We start from the raw sequence: 17,977 nt of genomic DNA, 5'->3' as shown, positions 1-17,977 counted from the left end.
TTATCCTACGAATCTAGTTTCTGTTTCAGCGTCTTCGCTTCATTTGCCAGCGCTTCATCATCACCTTCTGCTAATTGCTGAAGAATCTCCCGAGCTTCGTCCTCTTCGCCCATTTCAATATAGGCTCTGGCAAGATCAAGCTGACCCGACGGATCATCATCTTGTGGAGCCCCTTCGGCATCTCCAGATTCATCATCCGGTAAAACGTCTTTTACTGCCGACGACTGATAGCGATCACTGTCTTCGTCTTCCTCATCGGCATCCGCCATTAAGGAGTCAATATCCACAAATTCATCGTCGTCGGTAGCGCTAAATGCATCAGTTTCGGCTTCGCTTTCGGTGTCGTTTTCTTCTGTAGCCGGCTCATCTTCATCGACAAGATTATCCGCATTATCGGAACCACCAAATAGCGACTCTAAGTCTTTGTCCGCTTCATCTTCAGCCTGATCAAGTTCCGCATCATCGTCGGGAACTTCTTCTTCAAGATCATCCAGGTCGTCCAGTGACTGCGTCAACTCATCCGACTCTTGTAACAACTGTTCCAGATTATCTTCTTCGGAGTCTTCTTCTACAGGCTGGCTTTCCTCCTGCGAGGTTAGCTCGGTTTCTTCCGCTTCGGCAGCTTCTTCTGATTGAGCCTCATCAGCTTCTGGTTCATCTTCGGCTTCGGAGCCCCCTGTTTCTAAACTTTCCGCTTTCTCAGTTTCCGGCTCATCGGCTTCGTTTTCCGCAAGACCCAACTCAGCGAGAACATCATCAACCTCGCTGTCGTCAAAGTCATCCGGCAACAAATCGTCACTTTCCTGGTCTGAATCAGTTTCGCCTTTGTCAGGCTTATCATCAACTGCACGCTCATCGTCGCTGTCAGCTTCTTCAGGAGTTTCTGAAGGCGCGTTGTCGGACAAAATGTCATCGATATCATCGACGTCAGCTACTGCAGACTCTTCTTCTGTTGCTTCACCTTCTTGCTCAATATTTTCTGAAACAGGTTCATCAGCATCTGCACTCGATGACTCCGGAGACTCTTCTTCATCAGTGACGGAAAGGTCAATTGCCTGTTCATCATCATCGTCGGCTTCGCCAAATAAACGATCCAGTTCATCCTGAGACAATTCACTAGACTCTTCGTCTTCTTCATCCGGCAATACAGCCTGATCATCGTCGTCTAAATCGTCTTCTACAGCCGGTTCAGTTTCGGCTTCCGGCTTCGGTTCTTCCTTCCTGGCATCGTCTTTTCCATCGTCAAGACGAACGCTCAAATCAGCGGCTTCCGGCTCATCCGAATTTCCGGTTAACTCAGCCTCTAGCGCACTTAAGTCGTCACCTTCGTCATCAGTGCTTTCTTCACCATCAATATCGAATAAGCCATCTGTACTGTCGTTAGGTACATCTCCCAGCAGTTCTTTATCGAGTTCAGCGGCGGCTTCTTCTTCAGTAAGCTCTTTACTGCTCTTTTCTTCCGCCTCTTCATCTTCCTCTACCGGTTTGGCTGAACGGCGCAAAAAGAAAAACACAATAAGACCGATAATAAGCAGTGCCGGTAATACTGATACAAGCAACATATTCAAAGGACTTTGCAACCAGTCGGAAAACCCGGACTCCTGCTCCAGCTCTTCTCTAGCCTGCTGTTCAAGCAGCTCCCGTTGTTGAGCTAATACCTGTTGAAACTGAACTTCCAGTTCATCGGTTTTGCTCACATTATTGGCAAGCTCATCTAAACGCGACGCTAATGCGTCGATACGCTCCTGCAGAGACTTATTCTCTTCATACATGCGCTCAACCGCCTGCATGGACTGCTGCATATCAGAGCGCAACTCCTGAAAGTTTTGTTCCTGTCGCTGTTCAACTTCCTGAATGGTTTGTTCAGCTTTCTCCCGGGCCTGCTCAAGTAACTCCTGCTGTTCCGCGCGAGTTTTCTGAGTGTCCTGCCGAGCTTGCGAGAGTTGTTGAGACTTGGTTTTTAATTGGCTATCTACCACGACTTGCCGACGAGCGGCTTCGGGGTTAACCATTTTAATTTCTTGCAAAGAGGGAATGCGCAGGTAAAAACCATTGAGCATGCGGTTCATATTACCATCGACGAAGGCATCGTCATTAGCCTGCACAATAGCAACCATAGTCTGATACTGGGTCACACTGGAGTGTGGCTTATAACGCCGCGCAATATCCCACAAGGTGTCGTTGCTGCTTATAGGCCCATAGCGCTCCTGGCCGATACGAACATCGGTTGCTTCTGAGCCTTTCTCGCCTTTTATAACGACGCCATCCTGCCAACCTGCAGCAGCGACAGTCATGCTGCCGGACAACACCATGGCTGCCAGCGAGAAGTATCTCAGTACCTGCACTATCTTGGTTTTTCTCATCCTTTAGTCTCTGCCCGCGCTTTGCTCTTATCTTTAACGGCGTTCGTTAAAAAAACTTTATGACATACAGCTGCTTAAATTACCAGTAATCACGAATTAAAGTTTCTGCAATTTGTATGCTGTTGGTTGCCGCACCTTTGCGTATGTTGTCCGATACAACCCACAGGTTAAGTCCGTTAGGGTGGCTGATATCTTCCCGTACCCGCCCTACAAAGACATCGTCATTGCCCGCGGCATTTCCCACTTGAGTCGGAAACTCCTCGCGCTGCTCCATTAAAGTAACACCTGGGGCTTCACTTAACAGCTGTTTTGCATGCTCGGCCGTAATTGGCTGTCGCGTTTCAATGTGAATGGCTTCTGCGTGTCCGAAAAATACAGGAACCCTTACCGCCGTGGGATTCACCCGAATACTGGGGTCATTAAATATCTTTTGGGTTTCCCACACCATTTTCATTTCTTCTTTGGTGTAATCATTCTCCTGAAAAACGTCTATTTGAGGAATGCAGTTGAAAGCAATTTGTCGACTGAAGTTCGCTACCGTCGGCTGCTTACCGTTTAAAAGTTCTGCTGTCTGCTTTGCCAGCTCTTCCATCGCTTCTTTACCAGCGCCAGATACCGACTGATAGGTACTGACATTAATACGCTCAATACCAACCGCATCATGAATAGGCTTCAGTGCAACCATCATTTGAATGGTCGAGCAATTCGGGTTAGCAATAATATTGCGGTTTCTGAAATCGGCTAGCGCCCAGGCATTAACCTCCGGCACCACCAAAGGAATATCCGGCTCGTAGCGATATTCAGAGGTGTTATCAATAACCACACAGCCTGCTTCAGCAGCTTTGGGGGCGAACTCGCGTGAAATTGAACCGCCCGCTGAAAAGAACGCGATATCAGCATTAGACCAGTCGAACTCACCAGCATCTAACACTTCTATTTCTTCGCCATTAAAATCAACTGTTGCGCCAACAGAGCGGGCACTAGCTAAAGGGAAAAGTTCTGCCACCGGGAATTTTCGCTCAGCTAAAATTTCTATCATTTGCTGGCCCACTAAACCTGTTGCACCTAATACAGCAACGCGAAACCCATGTGACATGCTAACTCCTTACTTAGACAATAGCCGGGCACTAAAGCCCAACTGTAAAAACTGGATATATTGCTCGCTATTATGGCATGTAACGACCTGATTAATGAACTCTCTGCGCGGGCTTTCTTTGCGATAATTGCGTCGTAAACTATCAAAACCTTCGGTAGTGAGACCCTGTTGTCGGAAAAGTTCATCGTCCCGGAACAAGTCGTAGTGTTCTTTTGCCCACAAATTAAGACTTTCCAGTGAATTCAACTCATCGGCATCACGTTCATTCCAGGCCTTCCCCGGCAACACATCAGACAAAGTCTTATCGGCGGGCTTACCAAAGTGTTCCAGCAATGCATTTGAAATCATTACCGCCCCGCCGACTTTACCTTCCAGACTGTGTCCGGCAATGTGTGGAGTTGCGATATCAACATAAGGCACTAAGCCTGACAATACTTCGGGTTCATTCTCCCATACATCCAGCACCAGCGATGGCCGCTCCCCCTGCTCTACACGCTCCAGTAAGGCATTATTGTCGATAACCGCACCCCGGCTGGCATTAATTAGTAACTGCTGCGAATGCAGTGACTGCAATGCCGTATTTTCAAACAAATGCTGAGTCGGGAAATCGCCGTCCCGCGTCAGGGGGACATGACAGGAGATAATATCGGCCGTTAGTACACGCTGCCAATGGTCATGCACAAACTTAACGCCTTTTTTACACAAGGGCGGATCATAATAATGAACATTGAGTCCCAGAGCTTCCAGCCTTTTTCCCGCCGCTTTCCCCGTATGCCCTGCACCAACAATAGCAACATCGATTTCGTCAGCTATATACCGGGATTTGCCATTTAACCAATTGAGCACGGCGCACAAAACATACTCACCAACTGACTGCGCATTCGCCCCCGGCGCGTGTGCAAAGCCAATGCCTCGCTCTTCTAGAGCCTGAAGATTGATATGCTCAGTGCCAATGGTTGCGGACGCAACAAACTTAAGTTCGGGAGCTTGTTCTAAAAGTACTTCATCAACTTGAGTCACAGAACGCACGAGTAAAGCATCAGCTTCTGCCAACAGTTTCTGCGGAGGGATTCGTTCAGAAAAGTAGGAAAGTGTTCCCGCACCCGACAATAAGTCGGAAAGTGCGGGAATATTCTGATCGGCAACGATTTTCATCGAAATAACCGATCTAGTCGATTATTCAGAGTATTGGCGCATCACTAACGATGCGTTTGTACCACCGAAGCCAAAGCTATTAGACATAACCGTTCTAAGTGGTGCTTCAGTCGTCTGCTGAATAATGTTCATGCCGTCGGCTTTTTCATCCAACGCTTCAATATTGATTGAAGGTGTAACAAAACCATTCTTAAGCATAAGCAGAGAGTAAATAGCTTCGTGCACACCAGCTGCGCCCAGAGCATGGCCTGTCATTGCTTTAGTAGCACTAATCATCGGCGTTTTCTCTGGGAAAACTTCACGAATAGCTTCTAACTCTTTAACGTCACCAACCGGTGTACTGGTGCCGTGCGTATTCAGATAATCGACCGGAGTATCTACCGTTTCCATTGCCATTTTCATACAGCGAACAGCGCCTTCACCCGACGGAGCAACCATATCGTAACCGTCTGAAGTCGCACCATAACCTACAATTTCACCGTAAATTTTGGCGCCACGAGCTTTTGCCGCTTCCAGTTCTTCAATAACCAGAATACCGCCACCACCAGCAGGTACGAAACCGTCACGACCCTGATCGTAAGTACGTGAAGCTTTTTCAGGCGTATCATTGTACTTAGTACTTAATGCGCCCATAGCGTCAAATTCCATGCCCAGCGTCCAGTGCAGTTCTTCACCGCCGCCGGCAAATACTCGGTCTTGTTTACCGAACTGAATTAATTCCAGCGCATGACCGATACAGTGCGCAGAGGTTGCACAAGCAGAACTAATTGAATAGTTAACACCTTTAATTTTAAAAGGTGTTGCCAGGCAAGCTGAAGTCGTTGACGCCATGCAACGAGGTACCATGTATGGGCCAACTTTTTTCACGCCACGTTCACGCAAAATATCAGCTGCTGCAACTTGATGTTCACCAGAAGCGCCACCGGAACCAACAACTAACCCCGTACGCGGGTGAGAAACTTGCTCTTCGGTTAAGCCTGAATCCTCGATAGCCTGAGCCATTGCGATATAGGCATAAGCCGCCGAATCGCCCATGAAACGCAACGCTTTGCGGTCAATATGGTCTTTAGGATCTAACTTAACTTCGCCCCATACCTGACAACGCAAGCCCATTTCAGCAAAAGATTCTGAACGGGTAATACCCGATTTGCCGGTACGTAATGACTCCAGCACTTCTTCTTGATTGTTCCCGATACTTGATACAATACCAAGTCCGGTGATAACAGCTCTTCTCATTCTATAATCCTGTCTGACATTTCTACGTCGATATCTTACCAACGTCGTGTGTGAATGTGGTCTGCTTTGTCCACTGTTGTTCGTAAAGTTGTTATTATAGCGTTCATCAACCAATAAATCATGGGATAGCCGCTTGAATTCTAGTTCATCTGTTCAGTTTAACGAGCAAGGCGTACCCGTTTCCACTACTTTCGATGATATTTATTTTTCTGTCGAAAGCGGTGTTGACGAAAGTCAGTACGTATTTCTGGCGCAAAACGGATTACCCCGCCGCTGGCTGTCGCTACCGGCTCATTATAGCTTTACCATAGCCGAAACCGGGTTTGGTACAGGTTTGAACTTTCTTCTGACCTGGAAACGTTTTTTAGAGCAGGCACCTGCCAATACACGTCTTCATTTTGTCAGTTTCGAGAAGTTCCCTTTATCGCGTCAGCAACTTGAACAAGCATACCAATTACTGGAACCCTTAAAGGAATTCAGTCAGTTGTTTCTGGAGCATTACCCGGCAACCGATCCCGGCTGTCATCGCATTATCCTATCACAGGGCCGGGTCATTCTGGACCTGTGGATAGGCGACCTCAATGAGCTATTGCCCGAATGGCTTCCACAGGCACAACACCAAATTGACGCCTGGTTTCTCGACGGTTTTGCTCCGGCAAAGAACCCGGAAATGTGGCAGCCCACACTTTTTGATGCCATGAAGCAAACCGCACACAGCGAAACAACCTTTGCTACCTTCACCGCTGCAGGCAGTGTCAAAAGAGCACTACAGCAAAACGGATTCGAGGTTCAAAAAGTAGCAGGCTTTGGTCGCAAACGAGACATGCTTTGTGGTCACTACCTTAGCGCCGAAGTTTGTCAGAAATATTACGATCGCCGCGATGTTACTATTATTGGCGGCGGCATTAGCGCGGCATGCTCTGCCCTTGCGCTGAAGCATAGAGGCGTTAACGTCAGAGTCGTTAGTGCAGGTAGCGCCGACGGCGCATCCGGAAATCCTCAAGGAGCCGTTTACCCTCTGTTACACGCCGAGCATACGCCGCTCAGTCGCTTCTATTGGCAGGCGTTTTCTACAGCCACCAGCTTCTACCGTAATTTTTGTGACGACCACTGGTTTCCCGTGGGGGTTATGCAGCCAGCATTTAACGACGACAGAGCCCGGCGTTATCAACGTATAGCCGATGAACTGTATGCGCCAGAAACGGTACGCTATTTATCTCAGCCGGAAGCAGAACAAGAAGCAGGGGTTTCGCTGGCGGTTCCGGCGCTGCTTTACCCTAAAGCCGGATGGTTACGACCGGCGGCTGTGGTCAAAAGCCTTTTAGAAACAGCACAAATTGAGCTTATTGAAGGCGAAGCTAAGGCTTTGGAGAAAACTGAAAGTGGCAGTTGGCAGATATCACTAAAGGACGGAAGTTTGCTGGCCGCTGAGCGAGTTCTTATTGCCACCGGTCATCACATCAATGGGTTATTGCCGGAAAGCGTTAACCCCCTGCCAATACAACCAGTTCGCGGACAAGTCAGTCTGGTTCAAACAACACCGTTATTATCTTCACTAAAAACGGTTTTATGCTTTAAAGGGTATTTAGTTCCGGAAGATGGCAACCATCATTGTGTTGGCGCAAGCTTTAATCGCGACAGAGAGGATTTAGAACCAACCCCCGAAGATGACGAAGAAAACCTGAAACAACTCGCTGAAAACGCGAAGCAGCCATGGGCTGAATCTCTGCAGTTAACATCCCAAAGAGTCTCGGTACGGGCGACCAGCCCCGATCACCAGCCTGTTACCGGAGCGGTTGCCGAAAACTTATATGTCATTACAGCGCTGGGGTCTCGGGGCTTCACTTCTGCCCCTATTCTGGCAGAAGTGATTGCCTGTCAGTTAACCGGAGAGTTAACGCCGTTAACTCAAGATGCTTTACGCCGCATCTCCGTTAGTCGCTTTAAGAGCTAACTTATCCAATACATTGTTAATGTGAGTCTGGTCAGCCGGAGACAACTCATGCCGCGTTTTGTGAACTGCCTCACGCAAAGCCGGCATAATTCTCTCCGGTTGAGTCTCACCAGCCATTTCCAGTTGCGCAACGACTAAGTCGAAATGCCCGCGCAAATAACCGCAGGCAAATAGCTCATCATCTGTGCCGGAAACCACCGCATCATCGAATACGGTTTCAAGTCGTTCCACTAATTGATCAAAGTCCGTACGAGTTCCCATCTGCAGTTTCCCGTTGAAAAACAAAGGCGCTCATTCTAACGGTCTTTTTGTTACAATGCATCCGCATCAAAGACTCAACCTATGACAGAGGTAGTTATTATGTCCCTGGAAATTGGCTTGTTTTACGGCTCTACCACTTGCTATACCGAAATTGCTGCAGAAAAAATTCAGCAAGCCATTGGCGAGGACATTGTTCAGCTGTTTGATATAAAAAATACCCCGCTAAAAGAAGCTGAGCAATTTGATATTCTTATTTTTGGTATTTCCACCTGGGATTTTGGCGAACTTCAGGAAGACTGGGAAAGCCATTGGGACGACATAAATGACGTGAACCTGCGCGGTAAAGTTGTTGCGCTGTTTGGAATGGGTGATCAGGAAGGTTATACCGACTGGTTCCAGGACGCTCTGGGCATGCTGCACGATGCCATAGCCAACCACGGCTGCAAGCGCATTGGTTTTTGGCCAAATCAGGGCTACGAATTTGCCGCCTCCAAAGCGTTAACCGCAGATAACACTCAGTTCGTCGGTTTATCACTAGATGAAGACTCCCAATATGAGCTATCAGATGAACGTATTGAACAATGGACGACGCAAATTTTAGAAGAAATTGCCGAACAATTAGGATAATAAAAATGCAAAGCTTTCTTTCAAAAACCCTGCTGTTACTCGCTTTGTTGATGTCGGTAACGGCCCAGGCAAAAACCGAAGCTCCCGGCATTGACGAGTTCACTTCGTCATTTCAGGAGCACCCCGGTTTTTTCACCTTTTACCACGATGAAGCTAGTGCAAAGTTTTATCTGGAAGTGCCCAGACAAGGACCACAGTTTATTTTTCAAACCAGTCTTCCCTGGGGGTTAGGTTCTAATGATGTCGGGCTGGACCGCGGGCAACTGGGTGAAACTCGGTTAGCATCATTTCATGTTGAAGGAAATAAGGCGTTATTGGTTCAACACAATACCGAGTTTCGTGCACAAACGCGGAATCAGGCTGAACGCAGCAGTGTCGATCAAGCGTTTGCCGACGCCGTGCTTTATGGTTTTGACGTTGTTGCGAGCAACGATGAACGTGTGTTAATCGACTACACCCCTTACTTGTTGAGCGATGTGCACGGTGTTAGTAAGCGCTTACAGCAAACCGAGCAAGGACAATTTAAGGCCGATACAAGCCGCTCAGTCATTTACCCTGAACGTAGCAAAGCCTTTTCAGAAAATACGGAGCTAGAAGCGAAAGTCACTTTTGTCGGTGACGGAAAAGGGCAGTGGATAAATCAGGTTGCGGCCAACGCCGATGCACTTTCTTTGCACCTGCACCACTCCTTTATAAAGCTACCTGACGCCGGATACCAACCCCGGAAATTTCATCCAAACAGCGGTTTTTGGGCTCACAGCTTTAAAGACTACGCAGCACCTCTTGGCGAATCGATGACAGTGCAATATATCCCGCGTCACCGGTTGAATAAGAAAGACCCTATTGCCTCACAAAGTGAAGCGCGTGAACCTATTGTTTATTATCTTGACCCAGGTGCACCGGAACCTGTCAAAACGGCACTGCTTGAAGGTGCCCGCTGGTGGGCTCAGGGCTTTGAAGCCTTAGGTTTCGAGAATGCTTTTCAGGTAAAAGTTCTGCCCGACGGTGCTGACCCTATGGATGTGCGCTACAACGTTATTCAGTGGGTTCACCGGGCAACCCGTGGCTGGTCTTACGGCTCGTCGGTAATAGACCCTCGTACCGGCGAAATCATTAAAGGTCATGTCACCCTGGGGTCGCTGCGTGTTCGCCAGGATATGAAAATAGCCGAAGGCTTGTTGACGCCTTTTATCGAAGACCGCAGTGAACTTAAAAGCGCGGTAAAAAATATGGCTCTGGCTCGTATTCGCCAATTAAGTGCACACGAAATAGGTCATACCTTAGGAATAGCTCATAACTTTGCTGCCAGCGCGTCAGACAGAGCTTCCGTTATGGACTACCCTCACCCGCTGGTAAACCTGACAACCGATGGCGGTTTAAGCCTAAGCAACGCTTATACAGAAGGCTTAGGAGTATGGGATAAGCAAGTTCTGGCTTATGGGTACAGTGACTTTGGCGGTATGCCATCGTCTGACGAGCAACTCGCCCGTATTCTGGATGAAAATAAAACGCTCAATCTCAGCTTCATTTCAGACAGAGATGCACGCCCTGCCGGTGGTGCTCACCCTCAGGCACATTTATGGGATAACGGCAGCGAACCTGTTACCGAGCTTGAACGCCTGCTTTCAGTGCGCCAGCAAGTGCTGGATAACTTCAGCAAGGACATGCTGAACAGCGATCAGCCATTAAGCCAGTTACAATCGATCTTTGTGCCTATTTACTTGCTGCACCGGTACCAAACAGAAGCCGCAGTAAAATGGTTAGGCGGCGTTAACTACCATTACTATATGGCTGACGACTCTACGGACGACTACCAGCCGGTAGGGGCCGCCAGACAACAAGCGGCTCTTAAACAGTTGTTAAAAACCATTCAGGCAGATACTTTGCGTGTGCCTTCACATATTAAACAATGGCTGGTTCCGTCAGCTTACGGTGAAAGCTCATCGCGCGAAAACTTCAGTGGTAAAACAGGGCTAATACCCGATACCGTCAGCATGGCTGCCAGTGCGGCGGATCACAGTTTAAGTTTGATGTTAAACAGCCAGCGTCTGAACCGGTTAGCACAACAACACGCGGACAATGACCGAGTGCCTTCTCCGGCCGGACTGATGACAGCTATTTTCAATACCGTTTTCAGCGACTGGGAAAACGCAAAGAAAGCCCCGGTTCAGCAGCGCTTGCTGGCAACAGCTATCAACGCCGAAGTAAGAGCGGTAAAAAATTCGGGACTGGCTGCAGAAACCCGGTTAGTTATGCGAGCTGAGCTTGCTGAGCAACAACAGAAGCTTGCCAAGTCCGACTCACTACTCGTAAAGCAATTGGCAAAAGATTTAGATAAATTCTTAAACGAAGGGGAATGGCCGGAACAATACGAACCCGAGCCGTTACCGCCGGGTTCGCCAATTTAAATGAAAGATCAGAGCCGCTTAAAGCGGCTCTGGAAAATCGTCTAACTGCTCTTTGGTTTTGCCATGAGGCGTTGGCTGACGAGTTTCCGGATCAATATGTACGAAAACAATATCATCAGCTGAACAAATATTTTGCTTGGTGTGCTTATTGCGTACCAGACAAGTAATCGCTAACGACGTGCGTCCCACAGATTTCACCTGCAGACCAAATTCAACGACATCGCCCTGAAACGCCGAAGTTTCAAAGGTAATAGCGCCAATATGCTTAGTTACCAGGCTTTTTGCCCCTAACTGGCAACTGGCAAAGATATAAGCTTCTTCGTCAATCCATTCTAAAATACGGCCACCAAATAACGACCCGGCAAAGTTCAAATCATTTGGCATAACCAGTCGGCGAGATAAAAAGCGCATAGTCACTCCTTGTTCATGGAAGATATGTACATATTATAACCTATTGTTCGCCAATGGTTTGTTGAAAAAATTGAGCAATCATTGAATATAAATGAATTTTTGTATTACGCCCGTTAATAGAATGCTTTTTCCCCGGGTAATTCATCATTTCAAAAGCCTGAGCGTTGTCCTGCAATTGCTTATACAGCTTCGTGCTATGAGTAAACAAAACATTGTCATCCGCCATTCCATGGTAAATCAGTAAATCACCTTTTAAGTTATCGCTGTATGGAAAAACCGATGAGTTTTCATAGGCATTACCATCACCCGGCATGCCCATAAAACGTTCGGTGTAATGCGTATCATACAAACGCCAGTCGGTTACCGGTGCGCCAGCCACTCCAGCCTTAAAATATTCAGGTGCTTTAAACATAGCCAGCAGCGACATGTAACCGCCGTAACTGTGACCATATATACCGATGCGCTTTGGGTCGACATAAGGCAGGCTGGTTAAATACTTAACCCCAACCACCTGATCATCTACTTCCGGGCTCCCCATATTCTTATAAATAGGTGCCTCAAAACGCTTTCCCCTATTCGCCGAACCGCGGTTATCCAGAGTGAAAACAATAAAGCCCTGTTGAGCCATATATTGAACAAAACCACTGCCCCAGCTTTTGGTTACTCGCTGCGCTCCGGGACCGCCATAAACATACACCAGCACCGGATATTTTTTTTCTGCATCAAAATCTCCTGGCTTGGTCATTTTGTAATAAAGCGTCTGCCCGTCTTCAGCTTTTAGCTCACCGAACTCAGGGTAACGCCAGTTTCTCAAGTAAGGAGACAGTGGATGCTCACCTGTCACTTCGTTTTCAGCCAACCACACCAAATGATTACCAGTTGGCCCGTGCAAACTTACTTGTTTGGGCTGCTGAGGCGATGAGTAGGTGTCCAGATACAAGCGCACATCGGCATCAAATTCAATATGGTGCATACCTTCACGCGTTGTAATGCGCGTTGGGTTGGCCGCAGAACTTGCATTTAGCTGAGTACGATACAGGTGAGATTCTAGTGGTGATTTTTTCCGGGCGGTAAAGTACAGCGTGCCAGTACTTTCATCAATAGCTTCCAGTTCATCTACTTGCCAATCGCCAGAACTCAATTGACGAATTAACGATCCGTCCAGGCGATATAAATAAAGATGTTTGAAACCGCTTCGTTCAGATGCCCAAATGAAATGCTTATTATCATTTAAGAAATACAAGTCATCGTGCAGATTCAGCCAGCTATCTGAGGTTTCTGTCAACAACTCACGCTGGGTTTCACTTGTTCGATTATAAAGCCAAAGCGTCAGTGCTTGCTGATCTCTGCTTTGCCATTGATAACTCAAACGTTTGCTGTCACCAACCCACTTAACCCGGGCTAAATACCCATCATTTAGCTTATCCAGCTGCAGCCAGTTGGTCTGTTTATCAGCAATTTGATATACCCCAAGGTCAATCTCTACGTTGTCGCTTCCGGCGAACGGATAACGCTGTTGTATGGTTTCAATTCGGTCCGCGTATATCTCACTGCGGGTAGCGAGAGGCACAGGACTTTCATCAACTTTGGTTAACGCAATAGCCGACTCATCCGGAGCCCACCAGTAACCGGTCATGCGCTTCATTTCTTCCTGGGCAACAAACTCCGCCATACCAAACTTAAGCGTGTTACCGCCTTCGGTTGTAACCGCATGTTCTTCACCACTGGCAAGGTCAATAAAGTACAAATTCTGTTCGCGGACAAAAGACACGTAGCTGCTTTTTGGCGAGAACTTAACGTCAGTTTCAAAAGCATCCGTTTTTGTCAGCTGAGTCACTTTTTCTTCGTCAGTCTGGTAATAAAAAACATCACCGTTATAGGGAAAAAGCAGCGCATCCCCTTTTGCTGACCAGCTGTACTCAATTATGCCACTGCCGCTAATGCGTTGACGTTCCCTACGGGCTTTCTCTTCGTCGGATAATTCAAGCTCACTGGCAGCGATCTGGTCTGCCGCAACTAACAATTTATGTGTCTCGGCCTCGATATCGTATAACCAGAGATCATAACGTTGCGGTTCTTCCTTACTGCCTTTTAAGTATGAAAGGTATTGCCCACCGGGCGCAAACTTTAACGATTTTGGTGTTTCCCCCGTAAGACTGGGGCCACTAAACAAACGTTCTATGGTTAACTCTTCGGCAAAAACAGAGAGACTAAAAAAGCTAAAAACAATAATAGCAATCGCCTGAATACGACGATTAAAATGAAAAGGCATGATGCAAGATCCAACGATGAGTTTATTACCACTTATATTAACAAAGTTCGGGATAAAAATCGGTTGGCTGCGGTGAAATAACACGAAAACGCTACCGCCGAATTACGACGATAGCGTTATTTTCGGGAGGGCGGTTCAATTAGAAGCTAATAGATACGCCAGCCTGGAAACGACGACCGGTAACAGGTGCGTCATCTTTTATAAAGGAGCTGTGAACAAAGCCTAGCTGATCTGTCAGGTTTTCACCTTTCAGATAAAGCGTAGCACCGTAGTTTGCTAACCACTCCGGGTAAAAATTGACGCGGGCGTTCAGTAAGCCATAAGCATCGGTTACGGTCTCATTCTGCCCTATTTTATCCTGTTCCATGTAGCGCGTATAACCGATAGCACCATCCCAGCCAACGGCCTGATAACGCACTTCTGTACCAATGCGTTGCGCCGGGATTCTCGGTAAATCATCGCCATCACGCTGTTTTGCACGGGTATAGTCACTAAAACCGTGAAGTGACCACTGTTCTGTGAATTTCCAGTCTAACTCAAGTTCATAACCATAAAGCTCGGCGTCAACTTGTTTAAACTGAACCACTTGCAGACCGCCATGATCATGCTCGCCTTCGTGTTCGTGCTCCTCTTCGTGGGCATGCTCTTCGTGGTCATGGTCCTCATCACCATGCAATTGTTCACTGTTAAGGCCAATAAAATCATCGTAAATGAAATCATCAACGCGATTGTAGAACACGTTCAAATTTGCATGAAAGCTGTCATTTTCATAATGCAACCCGACATCAATGTTGTTTGACGTTTCGGTTTTAATTGCCACATCGTTTGGCTCAACATGATACTCGTCAAGCTCTTCTTCATGTAGTTCGTAACCCAGGCCAAGTTCATAAGTACGGGTTGCAAAGTGATTCCCGTTAGCAAAGACTTCATTTGCAGCAGGAGCTCTTTCTGCATGACTGAGGTTAAATGAAACCGAGGTGTGATCATTGAAGTGGTAGAGATAACCAGCAGACGCTGAAGTGGCATCAAAGGTATCCAGTTTGCGCTCCTCACTGGAAAGCGATGTGCGCTCGTGACGAACACCTAAATCAACGTGATGAGAACCAAATTCCTGCTCTACGACCCAGAACAAGCCTTGAGTGCGACGCGAGGTATTCGGCGTAAAGGCTTCTTCTCCAAAAGCCGCTTTATCGCTGATGTCCCACTGCCAGCCGACAGCACCTTTCCACCCTGCAATTTCTTTATGCTGACCAATCAGTCGTATCTCTTTTTGTTCATTTTCAAATTGAGTCGCAACGAAATTGTCTTCAATTTCCTGATGCTGGTAGTCAGTTAAAGCGGCGCGAAAATCTAAGCGGTTAAAGCCACTGAATGGATTACGCCACTGACCGGCAAATTGAATACGTTCCTGCTCCAGGTCTGCATAAGGGCCGGCCTCTGCGTGTTCATGCTCGTCTTCATGACCCGGCTCTTCCTCATGCTCATCTTCTTCCTCACCATGACCGTGGTCATGACCGGGAATACCGTATTCCTGATAGAGTCCCTGGTAAGACACTCCGAAAAAGCCGTCATCAAACTGGTAGCTGGCACCAATGGTGCCACCCTGAGCATCAATAAACGAGTTCTCAACATGGTCTACCGTTTCACCTTCGTCATTCGTAAAGGATGGCGTCTCATAATCATTGGCGCGGCGAATAAAAGCATCGGTATAAAGTGCCCAGCGACCATTGCCTATTTGCAAGTCGTAAGAGCCTTCTTTGTTATCATTATTGGTAGAGGCTGACACATTTGCATTACCTTGAATGCCGTAAACAGGCTCAGAAGGGATCCGGTTGTCGACCACGTTAATCACGCCACCAATTGCTCCACTACCGTAAAGCAAAGTTGCAGGCCCTCTTAATACCTCAATTTGTTGTGCTGTACTGGTTTCCGTTGTAACTGCATGATCGGGACCACCACGGGATACGTCACCAGTATCGAGACCATTCTGAGTAATTTTCACTCTTGGTCCGCCCAGTCCACGAATAATGGGTCTACCAGCGACATTCGCAAAATGAGTGTTATTGATGCCCGGTTCCATTGCCAGAGTTTCCCCCAGACTATGAGCATTCTTTTGCTTAAGCGCGTCACCAGAAATAATATTGACCGGCTGTGCTGATTCAAGCGCTGTCTTATCCAGCGGGCTTGCATTAATGACAATGACTTCATAGTCATTAATGTGTTCATGTTCTTCTTGCTGTTGCGCATGCACGACGGTACTTGTTGCCAGTAATGCAAGAGTTAACGCATTCAGTTTCATAACCACTCCAGTTAACGTTGTTTCAGATTAACGCCATCTCGTTATTGTAATAATATAACATTACAAAATCCTGATACGTTTTGCAACACTCTTTCAACTATCCACTCTGGTTGTCTGTTATCTGCTGCGGTACACTAGCTTCGCTATTACGATAAAAATAAAACCAAGGACATGATATGAAGCCATCCCATATTCTTCTGCCCGTTACATTAAGCCTGCTGGTAGCGGCTTGTGGCGCATCAGAACCCGAGTCAAAAACGACGGAAATCCGTGCTGAGGAATCCAATATTCGTGCTCATTTAGAGTTTCTTGCAGACGATGACCTTAAAGGTCGTGAAACCGGTAGCAACGAGCACGAAATTGCCTCGAACTACATCGTTTCTGAATTCAAGCAGTTAGGCCTTGAGCCTGCAGGTGATGACGGCACTTATTATCAGCGCATTCCTTTTCGTAAAAGTACACTGAAAGAAAACAGCGCCCGAATGACCTTTGAAAACAATGGTGAAGTGGTCGAGTTTGAATTCCCTAAGCAATTCATTACCGGTCCAAGTCATTATGAAGAAAAGGACGAAATTACTGCGCCATTAGTTTTTGTCGGCTATGGTATGGAAGCTCCTGAATTTGGTCTTGATGACTACAACGGCCTTGACGTAGAAGGCAAAATTGTTGTCATGTTAACCGGCCGTCCGGAATTTTTACCTAGCGAGGAAGGTGCTCACCTGGCCAACATTAAAAGTGATATTGCCCGCGAAAAAGGTGCTGTTGGCATTATTACACTACACACTCCAGTGCGCGAAAAAACTCGCAAATACGAAACCAGTGTTTATTACACCAAGACACCTCGCATGACCTGGTTAGGTCCTAATGGCTTACCTAAAGGCGAAGAACAGCAGTTAAAAGGTTCTGCCTATATTGATGATGAACCTGCAGAGAAACTGTTTGCGAATGCTCCGACTGAATTGAGCACTATCTTCGAGAAAATTGAGGAAGACCCGGACTTCTCTCCTAAAGGGTTTGAACTGGAAGGCGAAGTCACCCTGGCTCGTGAATCGCGTCACGAGGAAATTTCCAGCCCTAACGTCGCAGCCGTATTACCTGGTTCTGACAAAACGCTGAAAGACGAATACGTTGTTTATACTGCGCATTCCGATCATATCGGCGTAGTAAAAGACATGAGTCGCGAAGACAATATCAATAATGGCGCGATGGATAATGCCAGTGGCGTTTCCATTATGCTGGAAACCGCGCGCTTGTTTGTAGAGTCAGAGCAAGAATTTGACCGTTCAATTATGTTCTTGTCGGTAACTGCAGAAGAAAAAGGTCTGTTAGGTGCGGACTACTTTGCCAATAACCCAACGGTTCCTTTAGAAAATATCGTAGCAAACGTAAACCTGGATATGCCGGTACTACTGTATGATTTTGCCGATGTCATTGCCTTTGGTGCTTCTCATTCAACTTTGGGTGACACTGTTAGCAAGGCAGCTCAGCAATTCGATACAAAGCAAAGCCCTGACCCTATGCCTGAGCAGGCTATTTTTACTCGCTCAGACCATTACACTCTGGTCAAAAAAGGCATTCCGGCGGTATTTTTAATGACTGGCTTTACCTCACGTACCGAAGGTGAAGACGGCGGCGAAGTCTGGGGCGAGTTTTTTGCTGAGCACTATCACAAGCCCAGCGATGGACTCAATTTAGATATTAACTACGAAGCAGGAGCCCGCTTTACCAATATTAACTTTGCCATTGGTAAAGAAATTGCGAACGCCGATAAGCGTCCACAATGGCTGGAAGACTCATTCTTCGGTAAGCAATTTAACGACTAAGCGTACTGTTAAAGCACAGAACGAATTCCAGGGAGTCTTAACCGGCTCCCTTTTTGTTAGCGACCGTCATTA

Annotated in this window: 12 protein-coding genes; 4 read left to right on the top strand and 8 right to left on the bottom strand. The window is 47.2% G+C overall.

The annotated features are described in order from the left end of the window. Nucleotides 1-5: 5 nt before the first annotated feature. The 4 genes from DEU30_RS00815 to fabB all read right to left on the bottom strand — a co-directional run bounded on the left by DEU30_RS00815 (nucleotide 6) and on the right by fabB (nucleotide 5,850). The gene (locus DEU30_RS00815; protein WP_114981566.1) at nucleotides 6-2,363 is read right to left on the bottom strand and encodes a FimV/HubP family polar landmark protein; all 2,358 of its coding nucleotides are present in this window, start codon (nucleotides 2,361-2,363) and stop codon (nucleotides 6-8) included. A gap of 79 nt (nucleotides 2,364-2,442) precedes the next feature. Then, nucleotides 2,443-3,459 carry an aspartate-semialdehyde dehydrogenase gene (locus DEU30_RS00810; protein WP_110012646.1) on the bottom strand — a complete coding sequence of 339 codons (1,017 nt, stop codon included), beginning with the start codon at nucleotides 3,457-3,459 and terminating at the stop codon, nucleotides 2,443-2,445. Nucleotides 3,460-3,468: 9 nt separating this feature from the next. Continuing rightward, nucleotides 3,469-4,614, bottom strand: coding sequence for a 4-phosphoerythronate dehydrogenase (locus tag DEU30_RS00805; RefSeq protein WP_110012647.1), 1,146 nt, complete (start codon nucleotides 4,612-4,614; stop codon nucleotides 3,469-3,471). Between the two features lie 21 nt (nucleotides 4,615-4,635). Then, nucleotides 4,636-5,850, bottom strand: coding sequence for a beta-ketoacyl-ACP synthase I (gene fabB, locus DEU30_RS00800; RefSeq protein ID WP_114981567.1), 1,215 nt, complete (start codon nucleotides 5,848-5,850; stop codon nucleotides 4,636-4,638). Between the two features lie 133 nt (nucleotides 5,851-5,983). Between fabB and mnmC the strand changes: the two genes are divergently transcribed. Continuing rightward, complete coding sequence (mnmC, locus tag DEU30_RS00795) at nucleotides 5,984-7,804, top strand: bifunctional tRNA (5-methylaminomethyl-2-thiouridine)(34)-methyltransferase MnmD/FAD-dependent 5-carboxymethylaminomethyl-2-thiouridine(34) oxidoreductase MnmC (RefSeq protein ID WP_114981568.1); 1,821 nt, start codon at nucleotides 5,984-5,986, stop codon at nucleotides 7,802-7,804. Here mnmC and DEU30_RS00790 read toward each other — a convergent pair. Next, nucleotides 7,769-8,065, bottom strand: coding sequence for a YfcL family protein (locus DEU30_RS00790; protein ID WP_011234274.1), 297 nt, complete (start codon nucleotides 8,063-8,065; stop codon nucleotides 7,769-7,771). The genes mnmC and DEU30_RS00790 overlap by 36 nt on opposite strands. A 105-nt stretch (nucleotides 8,066-8,170) precedes the next feature. On the opposite strand from DEU30_RS00790, the gene fldB reads away from it, so the two are divergent. Further along, nucleotides 8,171-8,692: a flavodoxin FldB gene (fldB, locus tag DEU30_RS00785; protein ID WP_034820885.1), complete on the top strand. Its 522-nt coding sequence runs from the start codon at nucleotides 8,171-8,173 to the stop codon at nucleotides 8,690-8,692. A 5-nt stretch (nucleotides 8,693-8,697) separates the two neighbouring features. Further along, nucleotides 8,698-11,100: a zinc-dependent metalloprotease gene (locus DEU30_RS00780; RefSeq protein ID WP_114981569.1), complete on the top strand. Its 2,403-nt coding sequence runs from the start codon at nucleotides 8,698-8,700 to the stop codon at nucleotides 11,098-11,100. An 18-nt stretch (nucleotides 11,101-11,118) separates the two neighbouring features. Here the strand turns inward: DEU30_RS00780 and DEU30_RS00775 are convergent, their stop codons facing one another. The 3 genes from DEU30_RS00775 to DEU30_RS00765 all read right to left on the bottom strand — a co-directional run bounded on the left by DEU30_RS00775 (nucleotide 11,119) and on the right by DEU30_RS00765 (nucleotide 16,082). Continuing rightward, nucleotides 11,119-11,511: a hotdog domain-containing protein gene (locus tag DEU30_RS00775; RefSeq protein ID WP_011234277.1), complete on the bottom strand. Its 393-nt coding sequence runs from the start codon at nucleotides 11,509-11,511 to the stop codon at nucleotides 11,119-11,121. Nucleotides 11,512-11,551: 40 nt separating this feature from the next. Beyond that, nucleotides 11,552-13,783 (bottom strand): DPP IV N-terminal domain-containing protein, encoded by a 2,232-nt coding sequence (locus tag DEU30_RS00770; RefSeq protein WP_114981570.1) that lies wholly within the window; start codon nucleotides 13,781-13,783, stop codon nucleotides 11,552-11,554. A 139-nt stretch (nucleotides 13,784-13,922) separates the two neighbouring features. Further along, entirely contained in the window at nucleotides 13,923-16,082 is a 2,160-nt protein-coding gene (locus DEU30_RS00765) for a TonB-dependent receptor (RefSeq protein WP_110012651.1), read from the bottom strand. Nucleotides 16,083-16,258: 176 nt separating this feature from the next. Between DEU30_RS00765 and DEU30_RS00760 the strand changes: the two genes are divergently transcribed. Beyond that, a complete protein-coding gene (locus DEU30_RS00760) occupies nucleotides 16,259-17,905 on the top strand; it encodes a M28 family metallopeptidase (protein WP_110012652.1) in 1,647 nt (548 codons plus the stop codon). Nucleotides 17,906-17,977 lie beyond the last annotated feature (72 nt).

Source organism: Idiomarina sp. 017G, from assembly GCF_004362265.1.
Taxonomy (GTDB): domain Bacteria; phylum Pseudomonadota; class Gammaproteobacteria; order Enterobacterales; family Alteromonadaceae; genus Idiomarina; species Idiomarina loihiensis.
The sequence above is the reverse complement of the archived record's forward strand: the minus strand, read 5'-3'. Positions and strand labels throughout refer to the sequence as shown.

Coding starts and splice junctions, on each gene's coding strand:
- DEU30_RS00815 (WP_114981566.1), bottom strand. CDS start 2,363: ATGAGAAAAACCAAGATAGTGCAGGTACTGAGATACTTCTCGCTGGCA.
- DEU30_RS00805 (WP_110012647.1), bottom strand. CDS start 4,614: ATGAAAATCGTTGCCGATCAGAATATTCCCGCACTTTCCGACTTATTG.
- DEU30_RS00810 (WP_110012646.1), bottom strand. CDS start 3,459: ATGTCACATGGGTTTCGCGTTGCTGTATTAGGTGCAACAGGTTTAGTG.
- DEU30_RS00770 (WP_114981570.1), bottom strand. CDS start 13,783: ATGCCTTTTCATTTTAATCGTCGTATTCAGGCGATTGCTATTATTGTT.
- DEU30_RS00780 (WP_114981569.1), top strand. CDS start 8,698: ATGCAAAGCTTTCTTTCAAAAACCCTGCTGTTACTCGCTTTGTTGATG.
- DEU30_RS00760 (WP_110012652.1), top strand. CDS start 16,259: ATGAAGCCATCCCATATTCTTCTGCCCGTTACATTAAGCCTGCTGGTA.
- DEU30_RS00765 (WP_110012651.1), bottom strand. CDS start 16,082: ATGAAACTGAATGCGTTAACTCTTGCATTACTGGCAACAAGTACCGTC.
- DEU30_RS00775 (WP_011234277.1), bottom strand. CDS start 11,511: ATGCGCTTTTTATCTCGCCGACTGGTTATGCCAAATGATTTGAACTTT.
- fabB (WP_114981567.1), bottom strand. CDS start 5,850: ATGAGAAGAGCTGTTATCACCGGACTTGGTATTGTATCAAGTATCGGG.
- DEU30_RS00790 (WP_011234274.1), bottom strand. CDS start 8,065: ATGGGAACTCGTACGGACTTTGATCAATTAGTGGAACGACTTGAAACC.